The organism is Autumnicola tepida (genome assembly GCF_031846485.1).
Lineage (GTDB): Bacteria > Bacteroidota > Bacteroidia > Flavobacteriales > Flavobacteriaceae > Autumnicola > Autumnicola tepida.
In genome coordinates this window covers 58,937-84,417 of record NZ_JAVRHQ010000014.1, presented here as the reverse complement: position 1 = coordinate 84,417, position 25,481 = coordinate 58,937, and the positions used below count along the sequence as shown (strand labels likewise).

The following is a 25,481-nucleotide window of genomic DNA, read 5'->3' as shown; positions in this document are numbered from 1 at the left end:
TTCATGATAAGAACTGCTGAAGAAAAAGACCTTCAAAAAATTAAAAATTTAACCGAAGCCTGCGCCAGTGCAATGCAGAACAAAAATATCTTTCAATGGAATGAACATTACCCTTCTCTTGAGCGCCTGGCTCTGGACATTCAAAAACAGGAATTGTATGTGAAGGAAACCAATGCTGAAATTGAAGGTATTATTGTGCTTACCAGTTTTATGGATGACGAATATCTTCCTGTAAAGTGGCTGACAAAAAGTGTTAACAACCTTTATATACATCGCCTGGCCACGAATCCTGAAAAATGGGGCTCTGGGACAGGAAAGGAACTCATGGATTTTGCTGAAGGATTTGCCAGGGAGCATAATTTTGAATCGGTGCGCCTGGATACCTTCAGCCAGAATAAAAGAAACCAGAAGTTTTACGAAGCCCGGGGCTATAAAAAACTTGAAGACATTTATTTTCCGAAGCAGAGCAGGCATCCCTTCCATTGCTATGAACTTTTACTATAATGCCGGGCTAGCGGCAAAACACCTGCGAAACCTTATATTAGCAGCTTAAAAATTCCCGTGGAAACTTCAGTAAGTTTTAGAAATATCAACAGGATTGCCATTCCCGCCATCATAGCGGGCATCGCCGAACCGCTGATTTCCCTCACCGATATTGCGGTGATTGGAAATGTGGGAGAGAATTCTGTAGAAGCCCTGGCCGCGGCGGGAATTGTGGGTTCCTTCCTTTCTGCGATTATATGGATTGTGGCCCAGACCAAAACGGCAATTTCAGCGATTGTTTCGCAGCACCTGGGGGCAAACCGGCTGCATGCTGTAAAAACTTTGATTCCGCAGGCAATAACTTTTAACCTCATCTTCAGTTTACTTATTTACGGTCTTACGGCCTTTTTCGCGGAAGCTATTTTCAGTGCTTATAACGCAGAAGGTCTTATCCTTGAATACGCCGGAGAATATTACCAGATTAGAGCATTGGGCTATCCTTTAACCTTGGTCACCTTTGCGATATTTGGCATTTTTCGCGGCTTGCAAAATACGCTGTGGGCCATGAAATGCAGTTTAACCGGTGCCGTGGTAAACGTGGCCCTGGATTATCTGCTGGTATATGGAATAGAAGGCTTTATCCCACCCATGCACCTGGCAGGAGCGGCTTATGCCAGCCTTTCTGCCCAGGCCGTAATGCTGGTGATGGCCTTCTGGTTCTTTTTTAAAAAAACTCCTTTCCACATGAAGCTGAGTTTCAACATCAATCCCCAAATGCGGCCATTACTGCTTATGGCGGCCAATCTCTTTGTGCGCACGGCCGCTCTTAATTTCGCGATTTACCTGGCCAATGCCTATGCCACCGACTACGGAAAAAACTACATAGCGGCCCAAAGTATTTTGATGAACATCTGGCTGTTTTTCAGCTTTTTTATAGATGGTTATGCAAATGCGGGCAATGCTATAGGCGGCAGGCTCCTGGGGGCTCGGGATTACCGAAATCTTTGGGAACTAAGCAAGAAAATAAGTTTATATGCCGTGCTGATTGCCCTTATTCTTATGGCCATTTGCGGAATTTTTTATGATGAAATAGGCTGGCTATTCAATAAAGAGGCAACAGTACTGGCTTTGTTTTCTTCTGTATTCTGGATAGTTCTTATTATGCAGCCGGTAAATGCCATCGCTTTTATGTTCGACGGGATTTTTAAAGGCCTGGGTGAAGCCAAATACCTGCGGAATGTGCTGCTGGCAGCCACTTTCCTGGGTTTTACTCCCACCCTGCTAATTTCAGACTATTTCGGTTTAAAACTTTACGCCATCTGGATGGCCTTTTTTGTATGGATGCTTATACGAAGCAGTGCGCTGGTGATACAATTCCGCAGAAAATATCTTAATAAGGAAGTTTAAATTAACAGGTAATTATCTACCTATTACATAATTTAAAATTCTGGATTAAAATGACCCTTTTGGAATCAGTAAAGTAAAGGCTTTCCTCTCTTCACTCTCCTCTTAAAAAAGGCCATGCTCCAGAAATGCCAATTATCGTCTTATAACAGATTACTCAAAAACTTCAAACCAGGATTCTCTCTTTTATTTAAGCCAGTTCTCGGCCTTCAGAAGTAAATCTTGTCCGAACTCCCAACTAATAAAGCCTGAACTAAAATAAATTCCTAAATTTGAGTAAAACCAAAGAATAAATGGCCACCACACGCGAAAACGGAAGTTTATATACCAAAATTGAAAACAAAATTGCCACGCTGGAGTTCGGGCATCCCGCCAGCAATTCTTTTCCTTCAGAACTTCTGGAAAGGCTGGAAAAGGAAATCAACAAACTTTCAGAAGATGAAAATGTAAACGTGATCATCCTTAAGTCTGAAGGAGAAAAGGCCTTTTGTGCCGGCGCATCTTTTGATGAACTTATCGGGATAAAAAACATGCAGCTGGGCAAGTTGTTTTTTTCCGGCTTTGCTAACGTGATTAACGCCATGCGAAAATGCAAAAAGCTTATCGTGGGCCGGGTACAGGGAAAAACGGTAGGTGGCGGGGTAGGCCTTATTGCAGCCTGCGATTATGCCATGGCCACAGATGCCGCGGCCATAAAACTATCGGAATTGAGCATTGGAATAGGGCCGTTTGTAATCGCGCCAGCGGTGGAACGTAAAATTGGCGTTGCCGCCCTGGGAGAGCTCACTTTAGCTGCCCATGAGTGGAAAAATGCCTACTGGGCCAAAGAAAAAGGCATGTACGCCAAAGTATTTGAGTCGGTTAAAGATTTAGATAAAGAAATTGATATTTTTACGCAAAAACTGGCTTCTTATAATCCGCAGGCCCTTCTGGAAATGAAAAAGATCTTATGGAAAAATACCGAAAACTGGGACAACCTGCTACAGGAAAGGGCCGCGATTTCAGGAGAGCTGGTGTTATCTGATTTTACTAAAAACGCCCTTTCAAAATTTAAAAAATAACGTTATGATGAACAGTATCTGTTTTTACCACCTGCCGCTTTATGGCAAATTCTATGATGCGGGCTACGCCATAGGGCACTTTATTGGGGAATATTTCATCTTTATTGCCGGGGCTGCATTGCTTGCACTTGTGGGGATCCTCTATTTTATTGCCAGGGCCAGGAACAAACGCTTAAAACAATACTAAGAACCTGAAAATTTCAGCCCGGCCGTACTGCATTGTATAAATCCTTTGTATCTTGGTTGTTGAGTGCAGAAAACACCTCGTAACGCGTAACGCACAACCTATAGTGGCAACAAAAAATTTAGTAACCAGAACATGATCATTTTACAGGAACATTTACCGCAGGTGCGCGATGCATCTGAAGAAGAAAGCTGGGGCTTTACTTTATGGGAATTTATTTCCAGCAACTGGATCTATCTCCTGGCTGTTTTGTTTATCCTGGCAGTGTTCTTCTATGCCCGCTACAACTGGAGAAAAAGACACGAAAAATGATGCAGCAGGATCCCCCTTCCCAGGAAACATGGGAAATACTCAGCTTTTTAAGCGGCTATGGATTTTGGTTAATTATTGCCCTTATCCTGGTGTTCGTTGTTTTCTACAAAAAGTTCAGGAAATAATTACCTGGTCTTCAGCCAGCCGGTAATGCTAAGGCGTTCCTGGCGCACCGGTTTTACCTCGTGCTCCAGCAGCTGACTTTCAAAAATCACCACTCTCCCGGGAAAAGGGAAAAAGCTTTCCGGAATTTCAACCCCATTTTTTTCTTTGTAAAGTACCAGTTCCCCGCCATTCTCCGGCTTCCAGTCTTCCTGGTTGAGATAGCACACAAGGGAAAGTTTTCTCCTGCCGTCATTCTGGAAAGTGTCCAGGTGGCGCTTGTAAAAAGTACCTTCAGGATATAGCGCGTAATGAAATTCTTTGGTAAGAATCCCCAAAAAACAGGTTTTATTAAGATAGTCTACCAGGGCGTTAATCTTATTAAAAAACAGCCGTTCCGCCGGCCCGGCTTCAGCTTCATTCAGCCATAAAATAAAGTCCCCCCGTACCGATTTCAGTACAAGTTCATTGGTGCGGTTTCCAATGGCCGCTTTTTTGAAATTATCCTCTTCATATTTTTGTAAAAGCGAGTTCCGCAGCGCTTCAACTTCCACCAGATCAAAAAAGGAATCTATTACGGCATATTGCTTTTCCAGCAAATCACTAATGATCTGCTCATAAAGCGGGTTCTCCCTAAACTCCAGCTGCTCATATAACTCTTCTGTGGCGATTTCCATGGCTCTAAAAATTTCGCAAATATATATGATGTATAAAAATTTTTAGCCTCAAAAAACCTTTATCTTTGCAGCAAATGCAATTCAGGATGAGTAAAATAAGGATCACAAAACAATTTTCTTTCGAAACCGGGCATGCCCTTTACGGCTACGATGGCAAGTGCCGCAACGTTCACGGCCACAGTTATAAACTTAGCGTAACTGTGATTGGGGCACCTATAACAGACGATCAAAATGTGAAATATGGAATGGTGATCGATTTTGGAGACCTTAAAAAGATCGTGAAGTCTGAAATTGTGGATAAGTTTGACCACGCCACCGTTTTTAACAAAAACACTCCGCACCTGGAACTGGCCGAAGAGTTAAAATCCCGAGGCCATCATGTGATTTTGGTAGATTACCAGCCCACCAGCGAAAATATGGTAATAGATTTCGCCCGGAAGATTAAAAAGCACCTGCCCGCGCATATTGGCCTGTTCTCCCTAAAACTTCAGGAGACCGAGACCTCTTTTGCCGAGTGGTATGCTGCCGATAATAATTAGGGCGCAGCCCTGCCGGGCCCGGGCTATCCGCTTTTAGTCCCGCGAAAAAGCGGGAGCTAACCGCTGCTATCCCTTGCGCAACCACGCCGGCCTACGACCACCCCTACAGGACAAAAGACTTTTAGTTCGAAATGGAAAGATATTGTAATCATAGCTCCTTCCCTTAAAAGTGAAGGTAAATTATTCTTCGAAAGAAGATTAAGGCGGAAGGAGGAATAGTACCACTTTAACCAAAAGAACTTTGTGAGGTGGCAGCCGAATGGCGTACCAGTCTCACAGGTTTCAAAAACCTGTGAGGCCTTTCTTTAATATCAATCCACTCCAAACCTAAAATATTTATCTTTACCTTCCAGAATCCAGGTTATGAACATCCCAACAGGCAAAAAAATCTACTTTTCCAGCGATAACCACCTCGGCGCCCCCACCCGCGAGGAAAGCCTTCCCAGGGAAAAGAAATTTGTAAAATGGCTGGATGAAATAAAACAGGATGCGGCCGCCATATTTTTACTGGGAGATCTTTTCGATTTCTGGTTTGAATATAAACATGTTGTTCCCAAAGGTTTTGTAAGGATTTTAGGCAAGCTCGCCGAAATTAGGGATAGTGGAATTCCGGTATATTTTTTCGTAGGAAACCACGATTTGTGGATGACAGATTATTTTGAGAGCGAACTCGATATTCCTGTTTATCATAAACCCCGGGAATTCGAATTTAACAGTAAAATATTCCTGATTGGCCATGGCGATGGGCTTGGCCCCGGCGACCACGGCTATAAAAGGATGAAAAAAGTCTTTACCAATCCGTTTTCAAAATGGCTTTACCGCTGGCTGCACCCAGATCTTGGGGTGCCGTTGGCGCAGTACTTTTCAGTAAAAAACAAAGCGATTTCCGGAGAAGAAGACCAGGAATTTCTTGGGGAAGATAAGGAATGGCTTATACAGTACTGCCGCCGGAAATTGGAAAAAAAACACTACGATTATTTTCTGTTCGGGCACCGGCACCTGCCCCTGGCATTTAAACTTAATGAAAATTCCCTCTACGTTAATACAGGCGACTGGATTAATTACTACACCTATGCCGTTTTTGACGGGGAAGAATTAAAACTAAAAAAGTTATAAAAATTCAGAAAGCCCATTTCTTATAATAATACCGGCAGGCAGCTATTTATTGCTTCCATTCTACAAAAGCAACAAAAGAGTACGTATAAAAGTACTTTTTGGTTTAGCTTTATCAAACATTGAATTACTATTCATAAACAGCATACATACTTTGAGCACCATGAAGCACAAAAAGCTGTAGAAGTATAAGAAGACTTAATTTCTACAGATATCATTCACATAAGCGTTCAAATTAATACGGAAGAGGGTGCCTTCAATAAGATCAGAAATTTGTTCCAGTTCAGCACGGGTTACCGCGAAATCCATCTTCAGTAAAGGCGATTTCACCAAAACGCTCCGGCAGTTGCTCCTGTTGCAATTGCAGCAGTTTTGCTGTGCTGCGGCCTTTATATTCCCCGAAAACTGCACGAGCTCCTCCTTCTTCAGGTAAAACCCCATATCCTTAAACACCAGCTGGATCCGGTTGGGGTCGGCATGCAAATCGGGGTTCTGCCACCTAAAGGAAATACCAAACTTGTTGTGGTAAATTACATCTACATCTTCCATTGCATAAGCTGATTTTACCCAAAGATAAAATATTATTTATAACCAGTCTAAATAATATGGATTATTCTGAGATATCCTTTAACCTCAGCTGCAAAGAAACATTTCCGTTATAATGATTTTCATCTATGGCATACGCGGCTTTAAATACCTTATTTCTAGCAATAATGTCCAGTTTTTTCCCAAGGCCAAAGCCAATAACATTAAATACCGGACTTTCCCCCTCCTGCTTCAACTGGCATTTTAAATGGCTTTCGTCTGCCCCCACGCATTTCCCGTAACCGGTATCCCTAAGATTGCGCGTCATGAACACCGGGGACATGTTACCAGGGCCAAAAGGAGCAAATTGTTTAAGAATACGATAGAATTTTGGGGTGATCTCTTTAAGATCGATTTCAGCATCTATAGAAATCTCCGGGGTGAGCAGGTTTTTGTCAATTGTTTCTGAAACAACCTCCTCAAACTTCAACTTAAAATTTTCATATTCCGAAGCCAATAAAGTGAGACCCGCCGCATATTTATGCCCCCCGAACTGCTCAATATGCTCTTTGCAGGCTTCCAACGCATCATATACATCAAAACCCTTAACAGACCGTGCTGAAGCAGCAAGTTTTTCCCCACTTTTGGTAAAAACAAGGGTAGGGCGATAATATGTTTCGGTTAAACGGGAAGCCACAATACCAATAACTCCTTTGTGCCAGTTTTCCTGGTACACTACGGTAGTATGCCGTTCCTGTTCTTTTAAATCTTCAATTTGAGCAAGCGCTTCGGCGGTAATGCTTTTATCGGTATCCCTGCGATCGGAATTGAAATTTTCTATCTCTGCTGCAAACTGCACCGCGGTATCTTCATCTTCTTCCGTTAAAAGATTTACCGCGTGTTGGCCGTGTTTCATCCTGCCGGCAGCGTTAATCCGCGGCGCCAAAATAAAAACCACATCGGTTATGCTTATCGTTTCCTTCTTTAACTGCTTTAGAACCGCTTTAAAACCTGCCCTGGGCGCGACATTTATCACGTGCAAACCATGATAAGCCAGTATACGATTTTCTCCGGTAATAGGAACGATATCTGCCCCAATGGCCGTGGCCACAAGATCCAGGTATGGCAGCAAATTTTCAGTTTTTAAACCTTTTCCTGCTGCAAGCGCCTGGATAAGTTTAAAGCCCACTCCGCAACCGCAAAGTTCCTTATATGGATATTCGCAATCGTCCCGCTTAGGGTCAAGAACAGCTACCGCAGAGGGGATTTCGCCGCCGGGGCGGTGGTGGTCGCAAATAATAAAATCTATCCCCTTTTCTTTTGCGTAAGCAACTTTTTCCACAGCTTTAATTCCGCAGTCCAGGGCAATGATCAGGCTAATATCATTATCTGCAGCGAAATCTATACCCTGGTAAGACACCCCGTAACCTTCCTCATAGCGGTCGGGAATATAGGTGGCCACATATGGCGAAAAACTTTTTAGAAAAGAAGACATAAGCGCCACGCTGGTGGTTCCGTCTACATCATAATCGCCAAACACCAGGATATTTTCTTCGTTATCAAGTGCCTTTTCGATACGCGCAACAGCTTTTTCCATGTCCTTCATTAAAAATGGATCATGAAGATCTTTGAGAGAAGGACGAAAAAATTTCCTGGCCTGTTCAAAAGTTTCGATCCCGCGCTGTACCAGAAGAGAAGCAACAGTTCTTTCTACCCCCAGGCTTTTCACCAGGTTTTCAACAATCTCATTATTGGGTTTGGGTTTAAGTGTCCAGCGCATTTCCATAGCGATAAAAGTGATTTAAGGTAGTAAAAGAAAATGATTATTTAAGCTGCAGCGGCTCTTCTTTAAACTGAATTCCGTCCCAGCCGGATTTCATAAAATTCCTGATGTTCTGGTGGGATTCTCCTTCTGGATTTTGAAGCACCTGGCCAAAATAAATTTCTCCGAAACACGCCAGGGTTTCTTCTTTGTTCAAGCCCTTTAGTTTTGCGAAAGCAAAGATCCTGCAACTGCCATTATTCTCTCCTGCCACATTTTCCAGGCTTCCGTTGTTAAAGGCAACTGGTGTAAATTTGTAATTTTCATCTATAACTTCCATAGTCTGTGCAAAAGTATTGGCTCGGGGGTTTGCTTTTAAAGCGCTAATAAATTCTTCAGTTTTCATTTCTTGATTTTTTGCTGCGAAGATGCCATTAATAATGAGCAGGCACAAAAATAGCCATTTTAATAAACTCTTTTTTATGCTTATTTTACCCTCATAAAATTAGCTATGGAAAAAATAAGAGGACAATTCGTAGATATTGAAGCCGGGGAGATCTTTCCTGCTGAAGTAAGTATAAGAGATGGGAAAATAGCCAAAATTGAAAAGGCAGCGCATGATGTCCCGAATTACATCATGCCCGGTTTTACCGATGCCCACATCCACATTGAAAGCTCTATGCTGGTGCCTTCGGAATTTGCCAGGCTGGCGGTGTTGCGCGGTACTGTTGCCACCGTTTCTGACCCGCATGAAATCGCCAATGTTTTAGGAAAGAAAGGGGTGGAGTTTATGATAGAGAACGGAAAAAAGGTGCCTCTGAAGTTCCATTTTGGCGCGCCCTCCTGTGTGCCCGCTACCGAATTTGAAACCGCCGGGGCAGAGCTGGATGTTGATGACATAAGAGACCTTATGGCTTCTCCAGACATCTATTACCTCGCAGAAGTGATGAATTATCCCGGGGTGCTTGCGGGAAATTCAGAAGTGATGCGGAAGATAAACTGGGCAAAATATTTTAAAAAACCGGTAGACGGTCACGCGCCGGGACTAAGGGGAGAAAATGCCTGGAAATATGCCGCGGCCGGAATTTCCACAGACCACGAATGCTATACCTATGAAGAGGCCCGGGAAAAACTTTCTCTTGGAATGAAAGTGATTATTAGGGAAGGCAGCGCGGCCAAGAATTTCAATGCGCTTATCGATCTTCTTCCTGAACATTATGAAAATTTGATGTTTTGTTCTGATGACAAACATCCTGATGATTTGGTGCTTGGTCACATCAATCAGCTTTGTGCAAGGGCAGTTGCCAGGGATATTGATGTTTTTAAAGTCTTGAAAGCGGCTTGTATAAATCCTGTAAAACACTACAATCTGGATGTGGGATTGCTTCGGAAAGGAGACGCTGCCGACTTTATAGTGGTAGAAGATTTGAAAAATTTTAAGGTGCTGCAAACCTTTATTAATGGTGAAAAAGTAGCTGAAAACGGCAAAACCTCAATTCCATCTGTAGCATTTGAAAAACCGAACAATTTTAATACGCAACTAAAGAAACCGGAAGAATTTGCTGTAAAGGCTGAAAGAAGAGATGTAAAGGTAATAGAAGCTGTGGATGGCGCATTAATTACCAATGAACTCCAGCTGGAGGGACTTAATGAAAATGGTAATTTTATTGCTGATATTGACAAGGATCTCTTAAAAATTACTGTAGTCAACCGGTATGAAGATGCTCCGCCAGCCGTTGCATTTATCAAAAACTTTGGCCTGAAAAAAGGTGCAATCGCCAGTTCCGTGGCACATGATTCCCATAACATTATCGCCGTGGGGACTTCAGATATTGAACTGTCCAACGCAGTAAACCATATTATTGAAAACAAGGGCGGGATTTGCGCCGTAGACGGGGAAACCGCAAAAGTACTTCCTTTGCCCGTTGCCGGAATAATTAGCGACAAAGACGGCTGGGAAACCGGAAAAATGTATCAGGAGATAGATGCTATGGCAAAAGACCTGGGCAGCAGCCTTAAAGCGCCTTTTATGACGCTCTCTTTTATGGCATTGCTGGTAATACCAGATTTAAAACTTTCTGACAAAGGCCTCTTTAGCGGGAAAAACTTTGAATTTGTGAGTTTATAAGGACTATTTCTTCCCGGCCACCACAATTACTATTTCTCCTTTGGGAGGTTTTTCAATATAATGCTGAAGCACTTCCGCAGCGGTGCCCCGAATGGTTTCTTCATGTAATTTGGTGATTTCCCTGGAAATGGAAACCTGCCGGTCTTCCCCAAAATACACTATAAAATGGCCCAGCGTTTTTAAGAATTTATGAGGTGATTCGTAAAAAACCATCGTACGGGTTTCTTCTGCCAAAATCTTCAACCTTGTCTGGCGGCCCTTCTTAACGGGAAGAAAACCTTCGAAAACAAATTTATCATTGGGAAGTCCACTGTTTACAAGAGCCGGTACAAAAGCGGTTGCGCCCGGGAGGCAATCTACTTCAACTCCTGCCTCCACGCAGGCACGGGTAAGAAGAAATCCTGGATCTGAAATTGCCGGAGTTCCCGCATCGCTTATTAACGCAATGGTCTCCCCGGAATGGATTCGCTGCACAATCCGATCTACAGTTTTATGCTCATTATGCATGTGGTGGCTGTGCATTGGCGTGGAAATTTCAAAATGCTTCAATAGTTTCCCGCTGTTTCGGGTATCTTCCGCAAGAATAAGATCGGCCTCCTTTAGTACTTTTATAGCACGAAGGGTGATATCTTCCAGGTTTCCTATTGGGGTGGGAACAAGATAAAGTTTACCCATAAATTACTATGGCTTCTAAAATTCTAATTAAACTTATTCTCTATTTTCTCCCAGAAACGCTGCTCCTGCTCCTCTTTTCCTTCCCAGTTATTATAATCTGGCTTTACCACAAGCTGAATAAATTTATGTGCTTCTTCCAGGGAGTCAAAAGTATTTAGCTGGGAAAGCACCCGGTTATAATCGGCAGTATTTCCTTCAAACAAATGCTTAATAAAAGAAAGGCGCTCATTAAGGCCAATATTAATACCCTTTTTCAACCTGTCATTTAAAGACCGGGGGCGTTGCATTTTACCATTTTGGTTGACAGGTTCAAATGTTGGCAGACTGTCATAATCTACCCCAAAATCATGGATATCATTCTTCTGTTCTCTTGGCTCTTCTTTTTTAACTTCTGGCCTGGATGCTTCCTGTGGTTTAGAATATGGCGGCTCCCGCCTGGCCTGCGGTTGTGAAGTGTGGGGCTGCGAAGGGGATTTCTGCTCTGGCGGAGTTTGGCGTTGTGGGGTTTCCCGCGCTGGTGAAGGCACCTGATGCTGTCTTGGCTCCTGTGGCTGCGGGGGATTTTCCTGTTGTTCTTCAACATTTATGCTCCTAAACAAGTTATTAAATTGCTCCGCTTCAGGAGGCATCTGGGAAACTATATTTTTGATCTTTTCGGTGGCAGGTTCAGTAATAGCGTCAGAATCCCGGTATTCCGTACCATCAGGGGCAAAATAACTGGCCCGCTCGCGCTCCTTTTCCCTTTGTTCTTTCTCCAGTTCCTTTTTTGGCCTTTCCTTCTGTATTTCTGACTGCGGCTGGGCTTCTTCAGCTTCCTCCACAAATTTTTCAGTAAACCCCAGCAGTGTTAGCTTATCGTAAAGCTTCAGCGCCTGTGCTTTCAATTCAGCTATATTATTACGGCCTTTATTATTTAAGATCTCTTCAGCAAGATTATAAAGTTCCTTTTCTATCTTCTTTTTCATTTCAATAAAATTTTATGATATCATGTGGCGATTAGATCTGTAAAACTATGTTTCCTGATTTTTTATTCCGAAGTTTTAAAGACTCAACAAAAAAATCCTGGGAAATCACCAATTTGAAATTTAACTTAAAAATGCACTGCGCTCATTAATAACTTTAAGCCTTAGCCCTTCGGCAAGGCTTGTATTTTTAATAAATTTGTTCCACCTTTATGCGAAACGAGGTTATTTCCATTTCGACTTGAAAATTACAAAATGTTTCTCGAAAATACAGTAAATCACGAAGAGCAATTTGGTTGGATTGAGGTTATTTGCGGAAGTATGTTTTCGGGTAAAACTGAAGAATTGATCCGCAGGCTCAAGCGCGCCCAGTTTGCAAAACAGAAAGTAGAAATCTTTAAACCGGCCATAGATATTCGGTACGACGAAGAAATGGTGGTCTCCCATGATGCCAATGAAATTCGCTCTACCCCGGTGCCCTCTGCCTCTAACATCAGGATCCTGGCCGATGGCTGTGATGTGGTGGGAATTGACGAAGCCCAGTTTTTTGATGATGAAATCGTTACCGTTTGCAACGATCTCGCCAACCGCGGCGTGCGGGTAATCGTGGCTGGACTGGATATGGATTTTAAAGGAAATCCTTTTGGGCCTATGCCCAATCTTATGGCCACAGCCGAATATGTTACCAAAGTCCACGCAGTTTGCACAAGAACAGGAAACCTGGCGCAGTTTAGTTATCGCAAAGCTGTAAATGACGACCTTGTTTTTCTGGGAGAAAATGAGGAATACGAGCCTTTAAGCCGCGCTGCTTATTACAAGGCCATGCTTAAGGAAAGGGTTAAGAAACTGGATGTGAACGAAGCGGAGGAATTGAACCCGAAACTAAAGCAAAAAAATGCCTAAAGCACAGGAAACCGTACTTGAAATAGATCTTGGAGCGCTCGCTCATAATTACAGGACCATACGCTCCAATGTACCGCAGGATGTAAAATTTATGGCAGTTATAAAAGCTTATGCCTACGGAAGTGATTCAGTAAGCGTGGCTCAAAAACTGGAAGAAATTGGAGCCGATTATTTTGCGGTGGCATACATTCAGGAAGGAGTAAGACTGCGAAAAGCCGGAATCTCCACTCCCGTGATGATTTTTCATCCGCAAAAGGAAAATTTTGAGCAGCTTTTAGAGCATTGCCTGGAACCCAGTTTATACAGTGAGAAACTGCTGAAGGAATTCATCGCTTTTGCTGAAGAAAAACAGCAGAAGGACTATCCTGTTCATATTAAATTCAACACCGGCATGAACCGGCTTGGTTTTGCTGAAAAAGAAACAGGGAAGATTTTTGAAATCCTGCGCAATACTTCAGCGGTAAAGGTACAATCTGCTTTTTCCCACCTTGCCGCAAGCGAAGACTGGAAAGAGCGCGAGTTTACACTGGGCCAGATCAATACTTTCCGCAGGATCGCCACGAAGTTCATCGAAGAATTCAGCTACGAACCACTGCTTCATATTTGTAATACTTCCGGAATCTTTAATTATCCTGAAGCCGCGTTAAGCATGGTAAGAAGCGGGATTGGACTTTATGGCTTTGGAAATGATAAAAACATAGATACAGATCTAAAACCTGTAGGCACTTTAAAAACTCTTATTTCTCAAATTCAGCATCTGGAAACCGGCGAGACAGTAGGCTATAACCGCACTTATAAAGTGGACCGGCCATCAAAAATCGCCACTTTGCCCCTGGGTTATGCCGATGGCATCCACAGGAAATACGGCAATGAGAAAATTGGCGTTTTTGTTAAGGAACAATATGCGCCCATTGTAGGTAATATTTGCATGGACATTATAATGATAGACGTTACCGACATCGACTGTGAAGAAGGCGATGAAGTAATCATTTTTGGAGGTCCTCAACATGCCACTAAATTTGCCAAAGCAGGAGACACAATTTCCTACGAGCTCATTACGGGGATTTCCCAGCGGGTAACCCGCGTAATTATTCCGGAATAGCGATTCTATTGGTTTTTTACATATCTTAGCTACCTACTAATCAAACACTTAGTTATATGGCGTTTTTTAAAGATTTCAAGGCCTTTCTTATGAAGGGCGACATTATCGCCCTTGCCACCGCGGTGGTGATGGGTGCCGCGTTCAACAAGATTATAGCTTCTGTGGTAGCCGATATTCTTATGCCCATAATTGGGATTCTTACCGGGGGAGCAGATTTTTCCCAAAAATTCATTGCCCTTAATGGCGAAGACTATGAAACCCTGGAAGCGGCTAAAGAAGCCGAAGCCGCGGTACTCACGTATGGAAACCTCATCCAGGCCCTTATTTATTTTATAATTGTGGCATTTTTCATATTTTTACTTCTAAGGGCATATGAGAAGACAAAGACTAAAAAGGAAGCACCAAAAGTAGCTGCTCCAAAAGGTCATTCCCAGGAAGAATTGCTTGTTGAAATTAGAGACGAATTAAGAAAACAGAATAATGCCCCACAGGCATAAAAATACGTGCACCGCTATACTGCACATTTTTAGAAGTAACAATTAACCTAAACCCCTTGTGAAAGCGAGGGGTCTTTTTTTAACAAAATGTACAAATTGGTATAAAAACCCATATCTCAGTCAATTTTAAGTGCTTAGCATAGGGGCATAATTATTTTGTATAATACATTTGCACCAGAAGAGTAACAGGACCCTTATAAGGTCTTCACAAAAAATAATTAATAATGAATATAGCAGTAGTAGGCGCTACGGGAATGGTAGGCCAGGTAATGTTAAAAGTGCTGGAGGAAAGAAATTTTCCTGTAGACGAATTATATCCGGTTGCTTCGGAAAGATCGGTGGGTAAAAAAGTGAATTTCAGGGGAAAGGAATATGAAGTGATTGGCCTTGAAACCGCTGTTTCCAAAAAGCCAGATCTCGCTATTTTTTCAGCAGGCGGCGAGACTTCGCTGGAATGGGCCCCTAAATTCGCCGAAGCGGGAACTACCGTGGTAGATAATTCTTCAGCTTGGAGAATGGATGCCACTAAAAAACTGGTAATTCCCGAGATTAATGCCAGAGAGCTTACCAAAGAAGATAAAATTATCGCCAATCCCAACTGCTCTACCATCCAGTTATTAATGGCTTTAAAACCCTTGCACGATAAATATAAAATTAAGCGGGTGGTGGTTTCTACCTACCAATCTATCACCGGAACCGGCGTAAAGGCCGTTCAGCAGCTGGAAAATGAATATGCCGGGGAAAAAGGCGAAATGGCCTATCCTTATCCCATCCACAAAAATGCATTGCCACATTGCGATGTTTTTGAAGAAAACGGCTATACCAAAGAAGAAATGAAACTTACCAAGGAAACCAAGAAGATCCTGGGAGACGATTCGGTTAACGTTAGCGCCACAGCGATCAGGATTCCTGTTGTGGGAGGCCACAGTGAAGCGGTCAACGTGGAATTTGAATCGGATTTTGACGAGAATGAAGTTCGAAAAGTTTTAAGCGATTTTCCCGGAGTGACTGTTCAGGACAATCCCGACACCAATACTTATCCCATGCCTATTTATGCCGAAGGAAAAGATGATGTTTTTGTGGGAAGAATCAGGAGGGATTATTCTCAGCCAAACACCCTAAACATGTGGGTTGTAGCCGATAACCTTAGGAAGGGAGCGGCAACCAACGCCGTGCAAATCGCAGAATATTTATTGGAAAATAAACTCATTTAGATAATTTTTCTAAATCTCTGTTTTAGAAACGCCCGTGAGATTGTATCTTACGGGCGTTTTTAATAACCAATACTGCAGCCTCACCGCCGCATCTTAAAACATTATCTCCCGCCTATGAAAAAAATGATAACCGCGATTTTCGCAATAGGGGCATTAGCCGCCTGCGATAATTCAAAAAATGAAAAAGAAACCGCTTTGAATTACCCTGAAACAAAGAAAGTAGACACTGTCACCAATTATTTTGGCACCGAAGTAAAAGATCCTTACCGCTGGCTGGAAGACGACAGAAGTGAAGAAACTGAAAACTGGGTGGAAGCCCAGAATGAGGTAACTTTTGACTACCTTAAAAACATCCCCTTTAAAAAAGACCTTGAAAACCGCCTTTCTGAACTCTGGAATTATGAAAAAATAGGCTCTCCCTTTACTGAAGGAGACTATATTTATTTCTATAAGAACGACGGTTTGCAGAACCAGTATGTGGTTTACAGGAAAAAATCTGAAGATGCTGAACCCGAGGTTTTCCTGGATCCTAATAAATTTAGTGAAGACGGGACCACTTCGCTTAGCGGCCTGAGCTTTTCAGAAAACGGGAAAATGGCCGCCTACAGCATTTCTGAAGGAGGAAGCGACTGGAGGAAGATTATTGTTCTGGATGCCGAAACCAAAGAAATCGCTGAGGATACCATTCGTGATGTAAAGTTCAGCGGGGTTTCCTGGAAAGGGAATGAAGGTTTCTATTACTCCAGTTACGAAAAACCTGAAGGCAGTGAACTTTCAGCAAAAACCGATCAGCACCGCCTGTTCTATCATAAATTAGGAACCAAACAAAGTGAAGATAAGCTTATTTTCGGCGGGACTCAGGACCAGAAACACCGTTACGTGGGGGGCAGTGTAAGCGAAGACAACCGCTATTTGTTCATTTCAGCAAGAAATTCCACTTCCGGAGGAAAACTTTTTATGATGGACCTTTCTGAAAAGAACCCGGAGTTAACGACCATTATCGGCAATGAAGACACCGATTCTTATGTGATTGATAACGAAGGCAGCAAGTTGTACATTGTCACCAATCTTGATGCTCCAAACCGAAGAATTGTAACCGTAGATGCTGCCAATCCGCAGCCGGAAAACTGGGAAGATTTTATTCCGGAGACTGAAAATGTTTTAAGCACATCAACCGCGGGAGGCTATTTTTTCGCGGAATATATGGAAGACGCCATTTCGAAGGTCAAACAATATGATTACCAGGGAAATCTTGTACGGGATGTGGAACTTCCTGGCATAGGTTCTGCCGGCGGATTTGGCGCCAAAAAGGAAGACAAGGTGCTGTACTACAATTTCACCAACTATGTAACCCCGGGAACTATCTATAAGTACAATATTGAAGAAGGGACTTCAGAAGTTTACAACAAGCCAAACATCGACTTTAATTCTGATAATTATGAAAGTAAGCAGGTGTTCTTTACTTCAAAAGATGGCACTAAAGTTCCGATGATCATAACCCATAAAAAAGGCCTCGAGCTTAACGGCAAAAATCCTACGATTTTATACGGCTACGGCGGCTTTAACATTAGCCTTACACCTTCTTTTAGTACCGCAAACGCAGTATGGCTGGAACAGGGCGGCATTTATGCAGTTCCAAATCTTCGTGGAGGGGGAGAATATGGAAGGGAATGGCATGACGCCGGTATTAAAATGAAAAAGCAGAACGTTTTCGACGATTTTATCGCTGCCGCCGAATATTTAATTGACAATAACTACACTTCCAGGGATTACCTTGCCATTCGCGGGGGCTCTAATGGAGGGTTGCTGGTTGGCGCCACCATGACGCAAAGGCCAGATCTTATGAAAGTTGCTTTGCCAGCCGTTGGGGTAATGGATATGTTGCGTTACCACACCTTTACTGCCGGCGCGGGCTGGGCTTATGATTATGGTACTGCCGAAGACAGTAAAGAAATGTTTGACTATCTCTACGGCTATTCTCCCGTACATAATGTTAAGGAAGGTGTGGAATACCCCGCCACGCTCGTTACCACGGGAGACCATGACGATCGGGTGGTGCCTGCACATTCCTTCAAATTTGCCGCCGAGTTACAGGAAAAACAGGCCGGGAACGAGCCCGTGTTAATCAGGATTGAAACCAAGGCGGGTCATGGTGCCGGAAAACCAACTAAAATGATTATTGAAGAGTATGCCGATATTTTTGGCTTTACCCTTTATAATATGGGTTACGAGGTTTTACCTAACAAAGTTGAAGAAAAAGTAAAAGGCTGATATTTTTACCAGTTTTAAGCAAAATTGAACGTTTTAGCAGGAAAAGATTCTGCTTCCGTTTAGGCTGTTATAAAATTTACTGCTTCTGAAATAATTGAATTTAAAAAGCTGTTCAAATGGCGCATTTTGAACAGCTTTTTTATTTCTTCCCTGCCAGAAAATCTTATCTTCAATTATTACCCAAAATAAAAATTTTATGCTGAAGCTAAAAAATGTCTCTTTTTCATATGATGATGAAAATCCCGTATTAGAGAACATTCATCTAAGGGTGCAGCAGGGCGAACATGTTTCGGTTATCGGGGAAAGCGGCTGCGGAAAAAGTACGCTGCTAAAAATTATCTACGGCCTGTTTGATGTTGAAGGCGGGATTTACCGAAATGAAGAGCAGCTTTTGGGCCCGGCCTTTAACCTTGTTCCCGGGCACGACTTTATGAAGTACCTGGCCCAGGATTTCGACCTGATGCCCCCGCTAAGCGTAGCCGATAATGTGGGAAAATACCTGAGTAACATGTTTCCCGTTAAGAAAAAAAAGCGGGTAATGGAACTGCTGGAAGTAGTGGAGATGACTGAACTAAAAGATGTAAAAGCAAAAAACCTGAGCGGGGGGCAACAGCAAAGGGTGGCACTGGCGAGGGCTTTGGCAAAAAAACCTGAAATTATCCTTTTAGATGAACCTTTTAGCCATATAGACCAGTTCAGGAAAAACAACCTGCGCCGGCGGCTTTTTGCTTATTTAAAAAAAGAAAACATCAGCTGTATTGTGGCCACGCATGATAGTACCGATGCCCTCTCTTTTGCCGATAACACCATTGTTCTGAAAAACCATAAGGTTTATGCGGAAGCCCCTCCCGAAGAATTATATAAAAATCCGCCCAATGCCTATGTAGCCTCCCTCTTTGGAGAGGTTAACCAGGTGCTCTTAAAAAGCATCAAGCCTGGAGAAAAAGGCAGGAAAAAAATCATCCTGTACCCGGAAGAAATTAGTTTAAAAGATAAGTCCGCCATAAAAGCGCAGGTTAAAAATTCCTATTTTCAGGGTAACGTATGGCTGATAGAGGGCCGCCTGGACGGGCAGAATATTTTTTTTGAAAATGATTCGGCATTAGAGAAAGGAATGAGCATAGGCCTTGAAATTTCAGAAGAGCTAATAAAATCCCGCTCCTGACTTTCTGGTAAAAAACTAATACCTCATAGATTTCAAAAGCCTGCGAAATTTGTTAAAACTCATTCAACAGAAATAATTTGATTTGTTTTCCCGTTAAAGCTGAAATTTTCCCCGGCCTTCTTCTTCAGCAGCAATTGCGCTATGGGAGAGCCTGCACCAATGCTGAAATAAGTTTCTCCGGCCACCTGTAGCTGTCCTGCCGGAATGGCGATAAAATAATTGGCCATGTTAGTCTTCACCAGGCTTCCCAGTTGTATTTCACTGGAAGCATTTCTACTCTTTGCGTTCTTCAGCGTTTCGTTTAGCATTTTAAATTGCTGTAACTGGCTGGATAGTTTATTCCACTCCAGGTTGATCATTTCACGGCCGGTTTCATATTTATCACCGGCGCTGCTTTTGGTTTCATTCTCCAGGTCTTCTTCCAGATCGTTCATAGCGGCTTTAATACGTTCAATTCTTTGCTCAACGTATTGTTCACAGGAGCTGTATAATTTTTGTTTTATCTTATTCATTTTCTTTCTAGTTGAACTGTTCTGGAAAGTATTTTTTTGCGGTTCCAGGCTTCCCAGGTTGTGAAAATCCTGGTTTAAATGAGATTTAACTTCAATTGAAATTTAATTTTCCAAGATTATTCATTTGCCGTACAATCCAGTTTTTGCGCTGCTGGATATAATTGCTGGCTGGATTAGCCCTGTATTCCCGGGGGTTTGGGAGAATGGCAGCTATTCCAGCAGCTTCATAAACAGAAAGATTTGTCGCTGGTTTTCCAAACCACGTCTCTGCTGCAGCCTGGGCGCCATAAATACCTTTCCCCATTTCAATACTGTTAAGATAAACCTCTAGAATTCTTTCCTTGCTCCAGAAAAGCTCTATCAGAAATGTAAAATATACTTCCAGGCCTTTTCTAAACCAGCTTCTTTCGGGCCACAAAAAAACATTCTTTGCCGTTTGTTGTGAAATGGTACTTGCCCCGCGAACCTTTTTTCCTTTTTTGTTATTTTCAATCGCCTTTTCTATCGCGTCAAAGTCAAAGCCATTATGATTTAGAAAATTCTGGTCTTCACTCGCAACCACGGCTAACTGAAGCTGAGGAGAAATTTCTTCCATAGAAACCCAGTCGTGCCGAAAATCTTCTTCAGGATTTTCAAAATAACGAATAGCCATAAGCGGTGTAAACGGCACCGGCACCCATTTGTAAACAATAACCATCAAAATGGAAAAAAGAAAAAGGAAACCAATAATCCTAAGGAATATCCTGAAAATTTTTCTAATCATGCTCTAAAAGTTCTGCGAGTTCTTTTCCAACAAGGCTGCCAATCGCTATGCCCATTCCACCCAGACGAACGCCACAATATACATTTCTGGACACCTGCTTTACCACCGGATTTTTACTTTCGCCCATTCCCATAATTCCGCTCCAGCGCTGGTCAATTTCGAATTTGGTTTTAGGCAAAATCACGGTTTCAAGCAGCTCTTCCAGTTTATTTTGAACCAATTGTGTTTGCGCAAATTCCGTAGTTTCTTCTGCTTTTAAGTCCAGGTTCCTGCCGCCTCCAAAAAGGATTCGATCATCAATATTCCTAAAATAATAGAAGCCTTTGTCAATATGAAAGGTGCCTTTAATTTTCAGGTTTTCAATGGGTTTTGTGATAAGTACCTGCGCCCGCGCCGGCTTTACCTCTGCAATACCCAGTTGCGAGGCAAAACCGTTGGTTGCGATAAGCAGTTTTCCGGTTTCAAAACTGAAATCGCTGGTCTTAACTTCTACGGAATCTGCTTTTTCTGAATATTCCTGAACATTTACATTGTTTAAAATCTTTACTCCCGAAGCCTGCACTTTTTGAAGCAGCGCTTCCATCATTCTGCCGGTGTTGATCTGGGCTTCAAAACAATTATAAATCAACTCATGCTGAATACTTTTAAAGCCGAACATATTTTTTTCGAGGCTGAAAACCTGTTCCTGGAAAACAGGTTTTAAGATCCGGTTGATCCCATCCATCTTATTGAGACAGTAATCAAAGCATTCCTCATCTTCTTTTGTGAAAATTTCATATCCGCCATAGGATTTAAAACCTATGGCGTTATCTCCTAAATTTCTCCTGAGAAGTTTTAAGCCATTTACACGCTTTTTTATTAATTCCACCACTTCTTCTTCGGAATGGGATTTAAGATCTTCAAGAATTTCTGAAAGGCTGCCGAAACAGGCGAATCCGGCGTTTTTAGTGCTGGCGCCATTAGGCAGAAGCCCCCGTTCCAAAACCAGGATTTTCGCTTTTGGAAATTTTTGTTTCAGATACCAGGCACAGTTCAAGCCTGTAATCCCGCTGCCAATTACTGTGTAATCTATGTTAGAAAACCAGGTTTTGGTTTCCCAATAGGAGAAGTTCATCTACAGGTTTCTTTGCCATGAAATTACAAAAAAGATTAATAGCTCAATAAACTGAAAAGCAGGCCCCGAAAATATATCTCTCCTGAAATTTAGAAATTTATAAAGTGCCATAGACCACGTACCGGATTTTTGCAATTTTACCCTTCCGTCTTTCTCTTCTACCGAAGATAAAGCCACCTTCCCTTAAAAAAGGGAAGGAGCTGTTTTAATAAATTTTTTATGAGTTTCTGATTTCCTTATAAAAAGCTCCCCTTCTTTTAAGCAGGGATAGCAGTAGGCAGAATTTTTAAATTTTTACCCTTCCGTCTTAATCTTCTGCCGAAGATAAAGCCTCCTTTCTTTAAAAAAAGGAAGGAGCTGTTTTAATACAATGCTTTATGAGTTTTTGATTTCCTGATAAAAAGCTCCCCTTCTTTTAAGCAGGGATTGCAGTAGGCAGGATTTTTCAATTTTGACCCTTCCGTCTTTAGCTTCTGCCGAAGATAAAGCCACCTTCCCTTAAAAAAGGAAAGGAGCTGTTTTAATACAATGCTTTATGAGTTTCTGATTTCCTTATAAAAACCTCTCCTTTTTTTAAGGAGGGATTGCAGTAGGCAGGATTTTACAATTTTTACCCTTCCGTCTTAATCTTCTACCGAAGATAAAGCCACCTTCCCTTAAAAAAGGAAAGGAGCTGTTTTAATACCATGCTTTAGGAGTTTTTGATTTCCTGATAAAAGCTCCCTTTTTTAAGGAGGGCCCGCCTGAATGGTTCCATCGGGCAGGGTGGCCACAGGTCGGGATGGTTGCGTTAGGGATAGGAGTGGTTAGCTCCTGCCCTGCTGGGGCAGGGCAGGACTAAAAACGGATAGCCCGCCCGCGGTTTTCCCGCGGGAACGCCCAAAAAACAAAAACCCCACAATAATAATTGCGGGGCTTAGCTTAAATTATTCCTTTTTGATTAATTTTCTTCAGGAGGGTTCATTTTGAAATCCTCCATAAATTTAGTGGTATAGTTCCCTTCTACATAGGCAGGTTCATCCATTAACTGCCTGTGAAAAGGAATGGTGGTTTTTACGCCTTCAATCACAAATTCGTCCAGCGCACGCTTCATCTTATTGATGGCCTCCTCCCTAGTTTGGGCGGTGGTAATTAGCTTCGCGATCATAGAATCGTAATTAGGCGGGATAATATAGCCGCTGTACACGTGGGTATCTATTCTCACCCCATGGCCACCCGGCGCATGCATATTGGTGATCTTGCCCGGGGAAGGACGAAAGTTGTTGTAAGGATCTTCCGCATTTATACGGCACTCGATAGAATGTAACTGCGGGAAGTAATTTTTTCCTGAAATTGGCACTCCTGCTGCTACCAGGATCTGCTCCCTAATAAGGTCGTAATCTATCACCTGCTCGGTAATGGGATGTTCTACCTGTATACGGGTATTCATCTCCATAAAGTAGAAATTACGGTGCTTATCTACCAGAAATTCCACTGTTCCCGCACCTTCGTACTTGATGTATTCTGCCGCTTTTACGGCAGCTTCTCCCATTTTTTTCCTGAGGGTATCGGTCATGAACGGGGAAGGGGTTTCCTCGGTTAATTTCTGGTGACGGCGCTGGATGGAACAGTCCCTTTCGGAAAGGTGACAGGCTTTCCCGCTGCTGTCTCCCACCACCTGGATTTCGATATGGCGTGGCTCTTCGATAAGCTTTTCCATGTACATCCCATCGTTCCCAAAAGCGGCGTCGGCTTCTTTCCTGGCCGATTCCCAGGCGTTTTCCAGGTCTTCCGGCTTCCATACGGCGCGCATGCCTTTACCCCCACCACCGGCGGTAGCTTTAAGCATTACGGGATACCCTACTTCTTCGGCCAGCTTCTGGCACTCGTTAAAATCTTTGATGATACCTTCTGAACCGGGAATACAAGGCACGCCTGCAGCTTTCATAGTCGCTTTTGCAGTGGCTTTGTCTCCCATTTTGGAGATCATATCTGGGGAGGCCCCAATAAACTTAATTTCGTGTTCCCCACAGATTTTGGAAAATTTGGCATTTTCAGATAAAAATCCGTAACCGGGATGTATGGCGTCTGCATTTGTTATTTCTGCAGCAGCGATAAGATTTGAAATTTTTAAGTAGGAAAGGTTACTTTGGGGAGGGCCAATGCATACGGCTTCATCGGCAAACCTTACATGAAGGCTTTCTGCATCGGCAGTAGAATAAACCGCTACGGTTTTAATCCCCATTTCCCTACATGTACGGATAATGCGCAGGGCAATTTCCCCTCGATTGGCAATTAATATTTTTTTAAACATACCTATTGTATTTTTTTCTGAAGAGGATAAAAACTATCCTTCAGATAAATGGGCAGTAATTTATGACGGGTCTACTACAAATAATGGCTGATCGAATTCTACCGGAGAAGAATCGTCTACCAGTACTTTCACAATTTTACCGGAAACTTCGCTTTCAATCTCGTTGAAAAGCTTCATGGCCTCAATCACGCAAAGCACATCTCCTTCCTTAATACTGTCTCCCACCTCAACAAAGGATGGCTTATCTGGCGACGGCTTCCTGTAGAAGGTACCAATTATAGGAGATTTAACAGTAATATGCCTGGAGTTCTCTTCAGCCGCAGAGGCATCCTTTCCTGCAGCACCCGAACTTTGTTCAGGAGCAGGGGCTGGTGCCGGGGCCGGGGCCTGAGGCTGTGGCGTAGGCATTTGCTGCTGCACAGGCACTTGTTGTACTATTGTTTCCTTTTCATCTGAGCCGGTTTTGATGGTTATCTTCACATCTCCCGTTTCCAGTTTCACCTCACTGGCACCAGATTTGGCTACAAACTTTATCAGATTCTGAATTTCTTTTAAATCCATGATATTAAAGTGTTGGTTTTTTTAAGAATTATACGCCCATTTAAGGTAGGCAGCACCCCAGGTGAAGCCACCTCCAAAAGAGGCAAAAATAAGGTTATCACCTTTTTTGAAACTTTTCTCGAAATCACTTAACAACAAGGGCAAGGTTGCAGAGGTGGTATTGCCATACCGCTCAATATTCATAAGCACCTTCTCATCTTCAAGATTCATCCTGCTGGCGGTTGCCCCCACTATCCTTTTATTTGCCTGGTGCGCAATAAGCCAGTTCACATCGCTATTGGTAAGGTCGTTACGCTGCATAATTTCCTCACTTACGCCAGACATGTTGGAAACGGCAAATTTAAAAACCGTTTTTCCATCCTGCCTTACATAATGCAACTTATTGGCCACCGTCTCTGCCGTTGCCGGCATAAGGGAACCTCCTGCTTCAATCCTAAGGGAATCCCTCCCTATAGAATCGCAACGCAAAATTTCATCCTGAAGGCCAAGCCCCTCTTCATTCGGCTCAAAAAGGGCAGCTCCCGCACCATCTCCAAAAATAATACAGGTTGTCCTGTCTTTGTAGTCTATTATAGAAGACATTTTATCGGCGCCTATTACAAGCACCTTTTTGTAACGACCTGATTCTATATAGGCCGCGGCGGTAGACATCCCATATAAAAAGCTGGAACAGGCAGCCTGCAAATCGTAAGAAAAGGCATTCACTGCGCCAATTTGGGTAGCCACGTGTACTCCTGTTGATGCAACGGGAAGATCTGGCGTGGCAGTTGCCATTATGATAAGATCGATTTCCTTTGGATCCAGATTTTTTTTCTCGATAAGATCTTTGGCCGCTTCTATGGCCAGAAAGGAAGTGCCTTTGTTAGGATCTTTTAATATTCTACGCTCTTTAATCCCGGTTCTGGAAGTTATCCACTCATCGTTGGTATCTACCATTTCTTCCAACATCTTATTGGTCAAAACATCCTCGGGAACGTATGCACCCACAGCTGTTACTGCTGCTGTGATTTTATTCATAAATTTGAATTTTAAACACCGGCACCTCGCATTTGTGCACAGTACGGCAAATAGAAATTTACTAAAATTTCTTCGAAACGCGGTGCAAATTAAGGTCTTTTTAGGACTTATTCAACTAAAAACAAAAAACTCCCACTAGGTG

At 42.8% G+C, this 25,481-nt stretch carries 27 protein-coding genes; 15 read left to right on the top strand and 12 right to left on the bottom strand.

The features are described 5' to 3' along the window. Positions 1 to 3 precede the first annotated feature (3 nt). The 6 genes from RM553_RS12245 to RM553_RS12220 all read left to right on the top strand — a co-directional run bounded on the left by RM553_RS12245 (position 4) and on the right by RM553_RS12220 (position 3,569). The gene (locus tag RM553_RS12245) at positions 4 to 504 is read left to right on the top strand and encodes a GNAT family N-acetyltransferase (RefSeq protein ID WP_311535224.1); all 501 of its coding nucleotides are present in this window, start codon (positions 4 to 6) and stop codon (positions 502 to 504) included. A 57-nt stretch (positions 505 to 561) separates the two neighbouring features. Then, entirely contained in the window at positions 562 to 1,890 is a 1,329-nt protein-coding gene (locus RM553_RS12240) for an MATE family efflux transporter (protein WP_311535223.1), read from the top strand. Positions 1,891 to 2,180: 290 nt separating this feature from the next. Next, complete coding sequence (locus RM553_RS12235) at positions 2,181 to 2,948, top strand: enoyl-CoA hydratase/isomerase family protein (protein WP_311535222.1); 768 nt, start codon at positions 2,181 to 2,183, stop codon at positions 2,946 to 2,948. A 4-nt stretch (positions 2,949 to 2,952) separates the two neighbouring features. Continuing rightward, a complete protein-coding gene (locus RM553_RS12230) occupies positions 2,953 to 3,135 on the top strand; it encodes a hypothetical protein (protein WP_311535221.1) in 183 nt (60 codons plus the stop codon). 132 nt (positions 3,136 to 3,267) lie between these two features. Then, on the top strand, positions 3,268 to 3,444 hold the full coding sequence (locus RM553_RS12225) for a hypothetical protein (protein WP_311535220.1): 177 nt from the start codon (positions 3,268 to 3,270) through the stop codon (positions 3,442 to 3,444). Continuing rightward, positions 3,441 to 3,569: a hypothetical protein gene (locus tag RM553_RS12220; RefSeq protein ID WP_311535219.1), complete on the top strand. Its 129-nt coding sequence runs from the start codon at positions 3,441 to 3,443 to the stop codon at positions 3,567 to 3,569. The genes RM553_RS12225 and RM553_RS12220 overlap by 4 nt, the downstream gene beginning before the upstream one ends. Here RM553_RS12220 and RM553_RS12215 read toward each other — a convergent pair whose 3' ends face one another. Further along, positions 3,570 to 4,223: a 2OG-Fe(II) oxygenase gene (locus RM553_RS12215; RefSeq protein WP_311535218.1), complete on the bottom strand. Its 654-nt coding sequence runs from the start codon at positions 4,221 to 4,223 to the stop codon at positions 3,570 to 3,572. It lies immediately after the preceding gene. 86 nt (positions 4,224 to 4,309) lie between these two features. Here RM553_RS12215 and RM553_RS12210 point away from each other — a divergent pair, with 86 nt between their 5' ends. Together RM553_RS12210 and RM553_RS12205 are read left to right on the top strand one after the other, a co-directional pair. Further along, positions 4,310 to 4,762 (top strand): 6-pyruvoyl trahydropterin synthase family protein, encoded by a 453-nt coding sequence (locus tag RM553_RS12210; RefSeq protein WP_311535217.1) that lies wholly within the window; start codon positions 4,310 to 4,312, stop codon positions 4,760 to 4,762. A gap of 363 nt (positions 4,763 to 5,125) precedes the next feature. Further along, positions 5,126 to 5,878 carry a UDP-2,3-diacylglucosamine diphosphatase gene (locus tag RM553_RS12205; protein WP_311535216.1) on the top strand — a complete coding sequence of 251 codons (753 nt, stop codon included), beginning with the start codon at positions 5,126 to 5,128 and terminating at the stop codon, positions 5,876 to 5,878. 195 nt (positions 5,879 to 6,073) lie between these two features. Here RM553_RS12205 and RM553_RS12200 read toward each other — a convergent pair whose 3' ends face one another. The 3 genes from RM553_RS12200 to RM553_RS12190 all read right to left on the bottom strand — a co-directional run bounded on the left by RM553_RS12200 (position 6,074) and on the right by RM553_RS12190 (position 8,568). Then, on the bottom strand, positions 6,074 to 6,424 hold the full coding sequence (locus tag RM553_RS12200) for a hypothetical protein (protein ID WP_311535215.1): 351 nt from the start codon (positions 6,422 to 6,424) through the stop codon (positions 6,074 to 6,076). 61 nt (positions 6,425 to 6,485) lie between these two features. Continuing rightward, positions 6,486 to 8,180, bottom strand: coding sequence for a single-stranded-DNA-specific exonuclease RecJ (recJ, locus tag RM553_RS12195; protein WP_311535250.1), 1,695 nt, complete (start codon positions 8,178 to 8,180; stop codon positions 6,486 to 6,488). 43 nt (positions 8,181 to 8,223) lie between these two features. Then, positions 8,224 to 8,568, bottom strand: coding sequence for a HopJ type III effector protein (locus tag RM553_RS12190; RefSeq protein ID WP_311535214.1), 345 nt, complete (start codon positions 8,566 to 8,568; stop codon positions 8,224 to 8,226). A gap of 105 nt (positions 8,569 to 8,673) precedes the next feature. Here RM553_RS12190 and ade point away from each other — a divergent pair, with 105 nt between their 5' ends. Beyond that, positions 8,674 to 10,290: an adenine deaminase gene (ade, locus tag RM553_RS12185; RefSeq protein WP_311535213.1), complete on the top strand. Its 1,617-nt coding sequence runs from the start codon at positions 8,674 to 8,676 to the stop codon at positions 10,288 to 10,290. A 3-nt stretch (positions 10,291 to 10,293) separates the two neighbouring features. On the opposite strand, the gene rsmI is transcribed toward ade, so the two are convergent. Together rsmI and RM553_RS12175 are read right to left on the bottom strand one after the other, a co-directional pair. After that, complete coding sequence (rsmI, locus tag RM553_RS12180; protein ID WP_311535212.1) at positions 10,294 to 10,965, bottom strand: 16S rRNA (cytidine(1402)-2'-O)-methyltransferase; 672 nt, start codon at positions 10,963 to 10,965, stop codon at positions 10,294 to 10,296. A gap of 23 nt (positions 10,966 to 10,988) precedes the next feature. Then, the gene (locus RM553_RS12175; RefSeq protein ID WP_311535211.1) at positions 10,989 to 11,930 is read right to left on the bottom strand and encodes a DUF8457 domain-containing protein; all 942 of its coding nucleotides are present in this window, start codon (positions 11,928 to 11,930) and stop codon (positions 10,989 to 10,991) included. A 252-nt stretch (positions 11,931 to 12,182) separates the two neighbouring features. Between RM553_RS12175 and RM553_RS12170 the strand changes: the two genes are divergently transcribed. The 6 genes from RM553_RS12170 to RM553_RS12145 all read left to right on the top strand — a co-directional run bounded on the left by RM553_RS12170 (position 12,183) and on the right by RM553_RS12145 (position 19,079). Continuing rightward, positions 12,183 to 12,830: a thymidine kinase gene (locus tag RM553_RS12170; RefSeq protein WP_311535210.1), complete on the top strand. Its 648-nt coding sequence runs from the start codon at positions 12,183 to 12,185 to the stop codon at positions 12,828 to 12,830. After that, positions 12,823 to 13,932: an alanine racemase gene (alr, locus tag RM553_RS12165; RefSeq protein ID WP_311535209.1), complete on the top strand. Its 1,110-nt coding sequence runs from the start codon at positions 12,823 to 12,825 to the stop codon at positions 13,930 to 13,932. The genes RM553_RS12170 and alr overlap by 8 nt, the downstream gene beginning before the upstream one ends. Before the next feature lie 56 nt (positions 13,933 to 13,988). Further along, entirely contained in the window at positions 13,989 to 14,429 is a 441-nt protein-coding gene (gene mscL, locus RM553_RS12160; protein ID WP_311535208.1) for a large conductance mechanosensitive channel protein MscL, read from the top strand. A gap of 224 nt (positions 14,430 to 14,653) precedes the next feature. Further along, entirely contained in the window at positions 14,654 to 15,643 is a 990-nt protein-coding gene (locus RM553_RS12155; protein WP_311535207.1) for an aspartate-semialdehyde dehydrogenase, read from the top strand. A gap of 114 nt (positions 15,644 to 15,757) precedes the next feature. After that, on the top strand, positions 15,758 to 17,914 hold the full coding sequence (locus RM553_RS12150; protein WP_311535206.1) for a prolyl oligopeptidase family serine peptidase: 2,157 nt from the start codon (positions 15,758 to 15,760) through the stop codon (positions 17,912 to 17,914). A 196-nt stretch (positions 17,915 to 18,110) separates the two neighbouring features. Next, positions 18,111 to 19,079 carry an ABC transporter ATP-binding protein gene (locus RM553_RS12145; RefSeq protein WP_311535205.1) on the top strand — a complete coding sequence of 323 codons (969 nt, stop codon included), beginning with the start codon at positions 18,111 to 18,113 and terminating at the stop codon, positions 19,077 to 19,079. A 59-nt stretch (positions 19,080 to 19,138) separates the two neighbouring features. On the opposite strand, the gene RM553_RS12140 is transcribed toward RM553_RS12145, so the two are convergent. The 6 genes from RM553_RS12140 to RM553_RS12115 all read right to left on the bottom strand — a co-directional run bounded on the left by RM553_RS12140 (position 19,139) and on the right by RM553_RS12115 (position 25,339). After that, positions 19,139 to 19,591 carry a transcription elongation factor gene (locus RM553_RS12140; protein WP_311535204.1) on the bottom strand — a complete coding sequence of 151 codons (453 nt, stop codon included), beginning with the start codon at positions 19,589 to 19,591 and terminating at the stop codon, positions 19,139 to 19,141. 91 nt (positions 19,592 to 19,682) lie between these two features. Beyond that, positions 19,683 to 20,354 (bottom strand): monofunctional biosynthetic peptidoglycan transglycosylase, encoded by a 672-nt coding sequence (mtgA, locus tag RM553_RS12135; RefSeq protein ID WP_311535203.1) that lies wholly within the window; start codon positions 20,352 to 20,354, stop codon positions 19,683 to 19,685. Continuing rightward, positions 20,347 to 21,468, bottom strand: coding sequence for an NAD(P)/FAD-dependent oxidoreductase (locus tag RM553_RS12130; protein WP_311535202.1), 1,122 nt, complete (start codon positions 21,466 to 21,468; stop codon positions 20,347 to 20,349). The genes mtgA and RM553_RS12130 overlap by 8 nt, the downstream gene beginning before the upstream one ends. A gap of 940 nt (positions 21,469 to 22,408) precedes the next feature. Continuing rightward, on the bottom strand, positions 22,409 to 23,761 hold the full coding sequence (accC, locus tag RM553_RS12125; RefSeq protein ID WP_311535201.1) for an acetyl-CoA carboxylase biotin carboxylase subunit: 1,353 nt from the start codon (positions 23,759 to 23,761) through the stop codon (positions 22,409 to 22,411). 60 nt (positions 23,762 to 23,821) lie between these two features. Beyond that, entirely contained in the window at positions 23,822 to 24,322 is a 501-nt protein-coding gene (accB, locus tag RM553_RS12120; protein WP_311535200.1) for an acetyl-CoA carboxylase biotin carboxyl carrier protein, read from the bottom strand. Between the two features lie 21 nt (positions 24,323 to 24,343). Next, positions 24,344 to 25,339: a beta-ketoacyl-ACP synthase III gene (locus RM553_RS12115; RefSeq protein ID WP_311535199.1), complete on the bottom strand. Its 996-nt coding sequence runs from the start codon at positions 25,337 to 25,339 to the stop codon at positions 24,344 to 24,346. Positions 25,340 to 25,481: the final 142 nt, after the last annotated feature.

Excerpts from the sequence above, each read along its gene's own strand:
- accB (WP_311535200.1), bottom strand. The coding sequence starts at position 24,322 with ATGGATTTAAAAGAAATTCAGAATCTGATAAAGTTTGTAGCCAAATCT.
- RM553_RS12170 (WP_311535210.1), top strand. The coding sequence starts at position 12,183 with ATGTTTCTCGAAAATACAGTAAATCACGAAGAGCAATTTGGTTGGATT.
- RM553_RS12130 (WP_311535202.1), bottom strand. The coding sequence starts at position 21,468 with ATGAACTTCTCCTATTGGGAAACCAAAACCTGGTTTTCTAACATAGAT.
- RM553_RS12150 (WP_311535206.1), top strand. The coding sequence starts at position 15,758 with ATGAAAAAAATGATAACCGCGATTTTCGCAATAGGGGCATTAGCCGCC.
- RM553_RS12155 (WP_311535207.1), top strand. The coding sequence starts at position 14,654 with ATGAATATAGCAGTAGTAGGCGCTACGGGAATGGTAGGCCAGGTAATG.
- mscL (WP_311535208.1), top strand. The coding sequence starts at position 13,989 with ATGGCGTTTTTTAAAGATTTCAAGGCCTTTCTTATGAAGGGCGACATT.
- RM553_RS12145 (WP_311535205.1), top strand. The coding sequence starts at position 18,111 with ATGCTGAAGCTAAAAAATGTCTCTTTTTCATATGATGATGAAAATCCC.
- RM553_RS12190 (WP_311535214.1), bottom strand. The coding sequence starts at position 8,568 with ATGAAAACTGAAGAATTTATTAGCGCTTTAAAAGCAAACCCCCGAGCC.
- alr (WP_311535209.1), top strand. The coding sequence starts at position 12,823 with ATGCCTAAAGCACAGGAAACCGTACTTGAAATAGATCTTGGAGCGCTC.
- RM553_RS12210 (WP_311535217.1), top strand. The coding sequence starts at position 4,310 with ATGAGTAAAATAAGGATCACAAAACAATTTTCTTTCGAAACCGGGCAT.
- RM553_RS12140 (WP_311535204.1), bottom strand. The coding sequence starts at position 19,591 with ATGAATAAGATAAAACAAAAATTATACAGCTCCTGTGAACAATACGTT.
- RM553_RS12245 (WP_311535224.1), top strand. The coding sequence starts at position 4 with ATGATAAGAACTGCTGAAGAAAAAGACCTTCAAAAAATTAAAAATTTA.
- RM553_RS12200 (WP_311535215.1), bottom strand. The coding sequence starts at position 6,424 with ATGGAAGATGTAGATGTAATTTACCACAACAAGTTTGGTATTTCCTTT.
- ade (WP_311535213.1), top strand. The coding sequence starts at position 8,674 with ATGGAAAAAATAAGAGGACAATTCGTAGATATTGAAGCCGGGGAGATC.
- recJ (WP_311535250.1), bottom strand. The coding sequence starts at position 8,180 with ATGCGCTGGACACTTAAACCCAAACCCAATAATGAGATTGTTGAAAAC.
- mtgA (WP_311535203.1), bottom strand. The coding sequence starts at position 20,354 with ATGATTAGAAAAATTTTCAGGATATTCCTTAGGATTATTGGTTTCCTT.
- RM553_RS12225 (WP_311535220.1), top strand. The coding sequence starts at position 3,268 with ATGATCATTTTACAGGAACATTTACCGCAGGTGCGCGATGCATCTGAA.
- RM553_RS12215 (WP_311535218.1), bottom strand. The coding sequence starts at position 4,223 with ATGGAAATCGCCACAGAAGAGTTATATGAGCAGCTGGAGTTTAGGGAG.
- RM553_RS12220 (WP_311535219.1), top strand. The coding sequence starts at position 3,441 with ATGATGCAGCAGGATCCCCCTTCCCAGGAAACATGGGAAATACTCAGC.
- RM553_RS12175 (WP_311535211.1), bottom strand. The coding sequence starts at position 11,930 with ATGAAAAAGAAGATAGAAAAGGAACTTTATAATCTTGCTGAAGAGATC.
- RM553_RS12235 (WP_311535222.1), top strand. The coding sequence starts at position 2,181 with ATGGCCACCACACGCGAAAACGGAAGTTTATATACCAAAATTGAAAAC.
- rsmI (WP_311535212.1), bottom strand. The coding sequence starts at position 10,965 with ATGGGTAAACTTTATCTTGTTCCCACCCCAATAGGAAACCTGGAAGAT.
- accC (WP_311535201.1), bottom strand. The coding sequence starts at position 23,761 with ATGTTTAAAAAAATATTAATTGCCAATCGAGGGGAAATTGCCCTGCGC.
- RM553_RS12115 (WP_311535199.1), bottom strand. The coding sequence starts at position 25,339 with ATGAATAAAATCACAGCAGCAGTAACAGCTGTGGGTGCATACGTTCCC.
- RM553_RS12230 (WP_311535221.1), top strand. The coding sequence starts at position 2,953 with ATGATGAACAGTATCTGTTTTTACCACCTGCCGCTTTATGGCAAATTC.
- RM553_RS12205 (WP_311535216.1), top strand. The coding sequence starts at position 5,126 with ATGAACATCCCAACAGGCAAAAAAATCTACTTTTCCAGCGATAACCAC.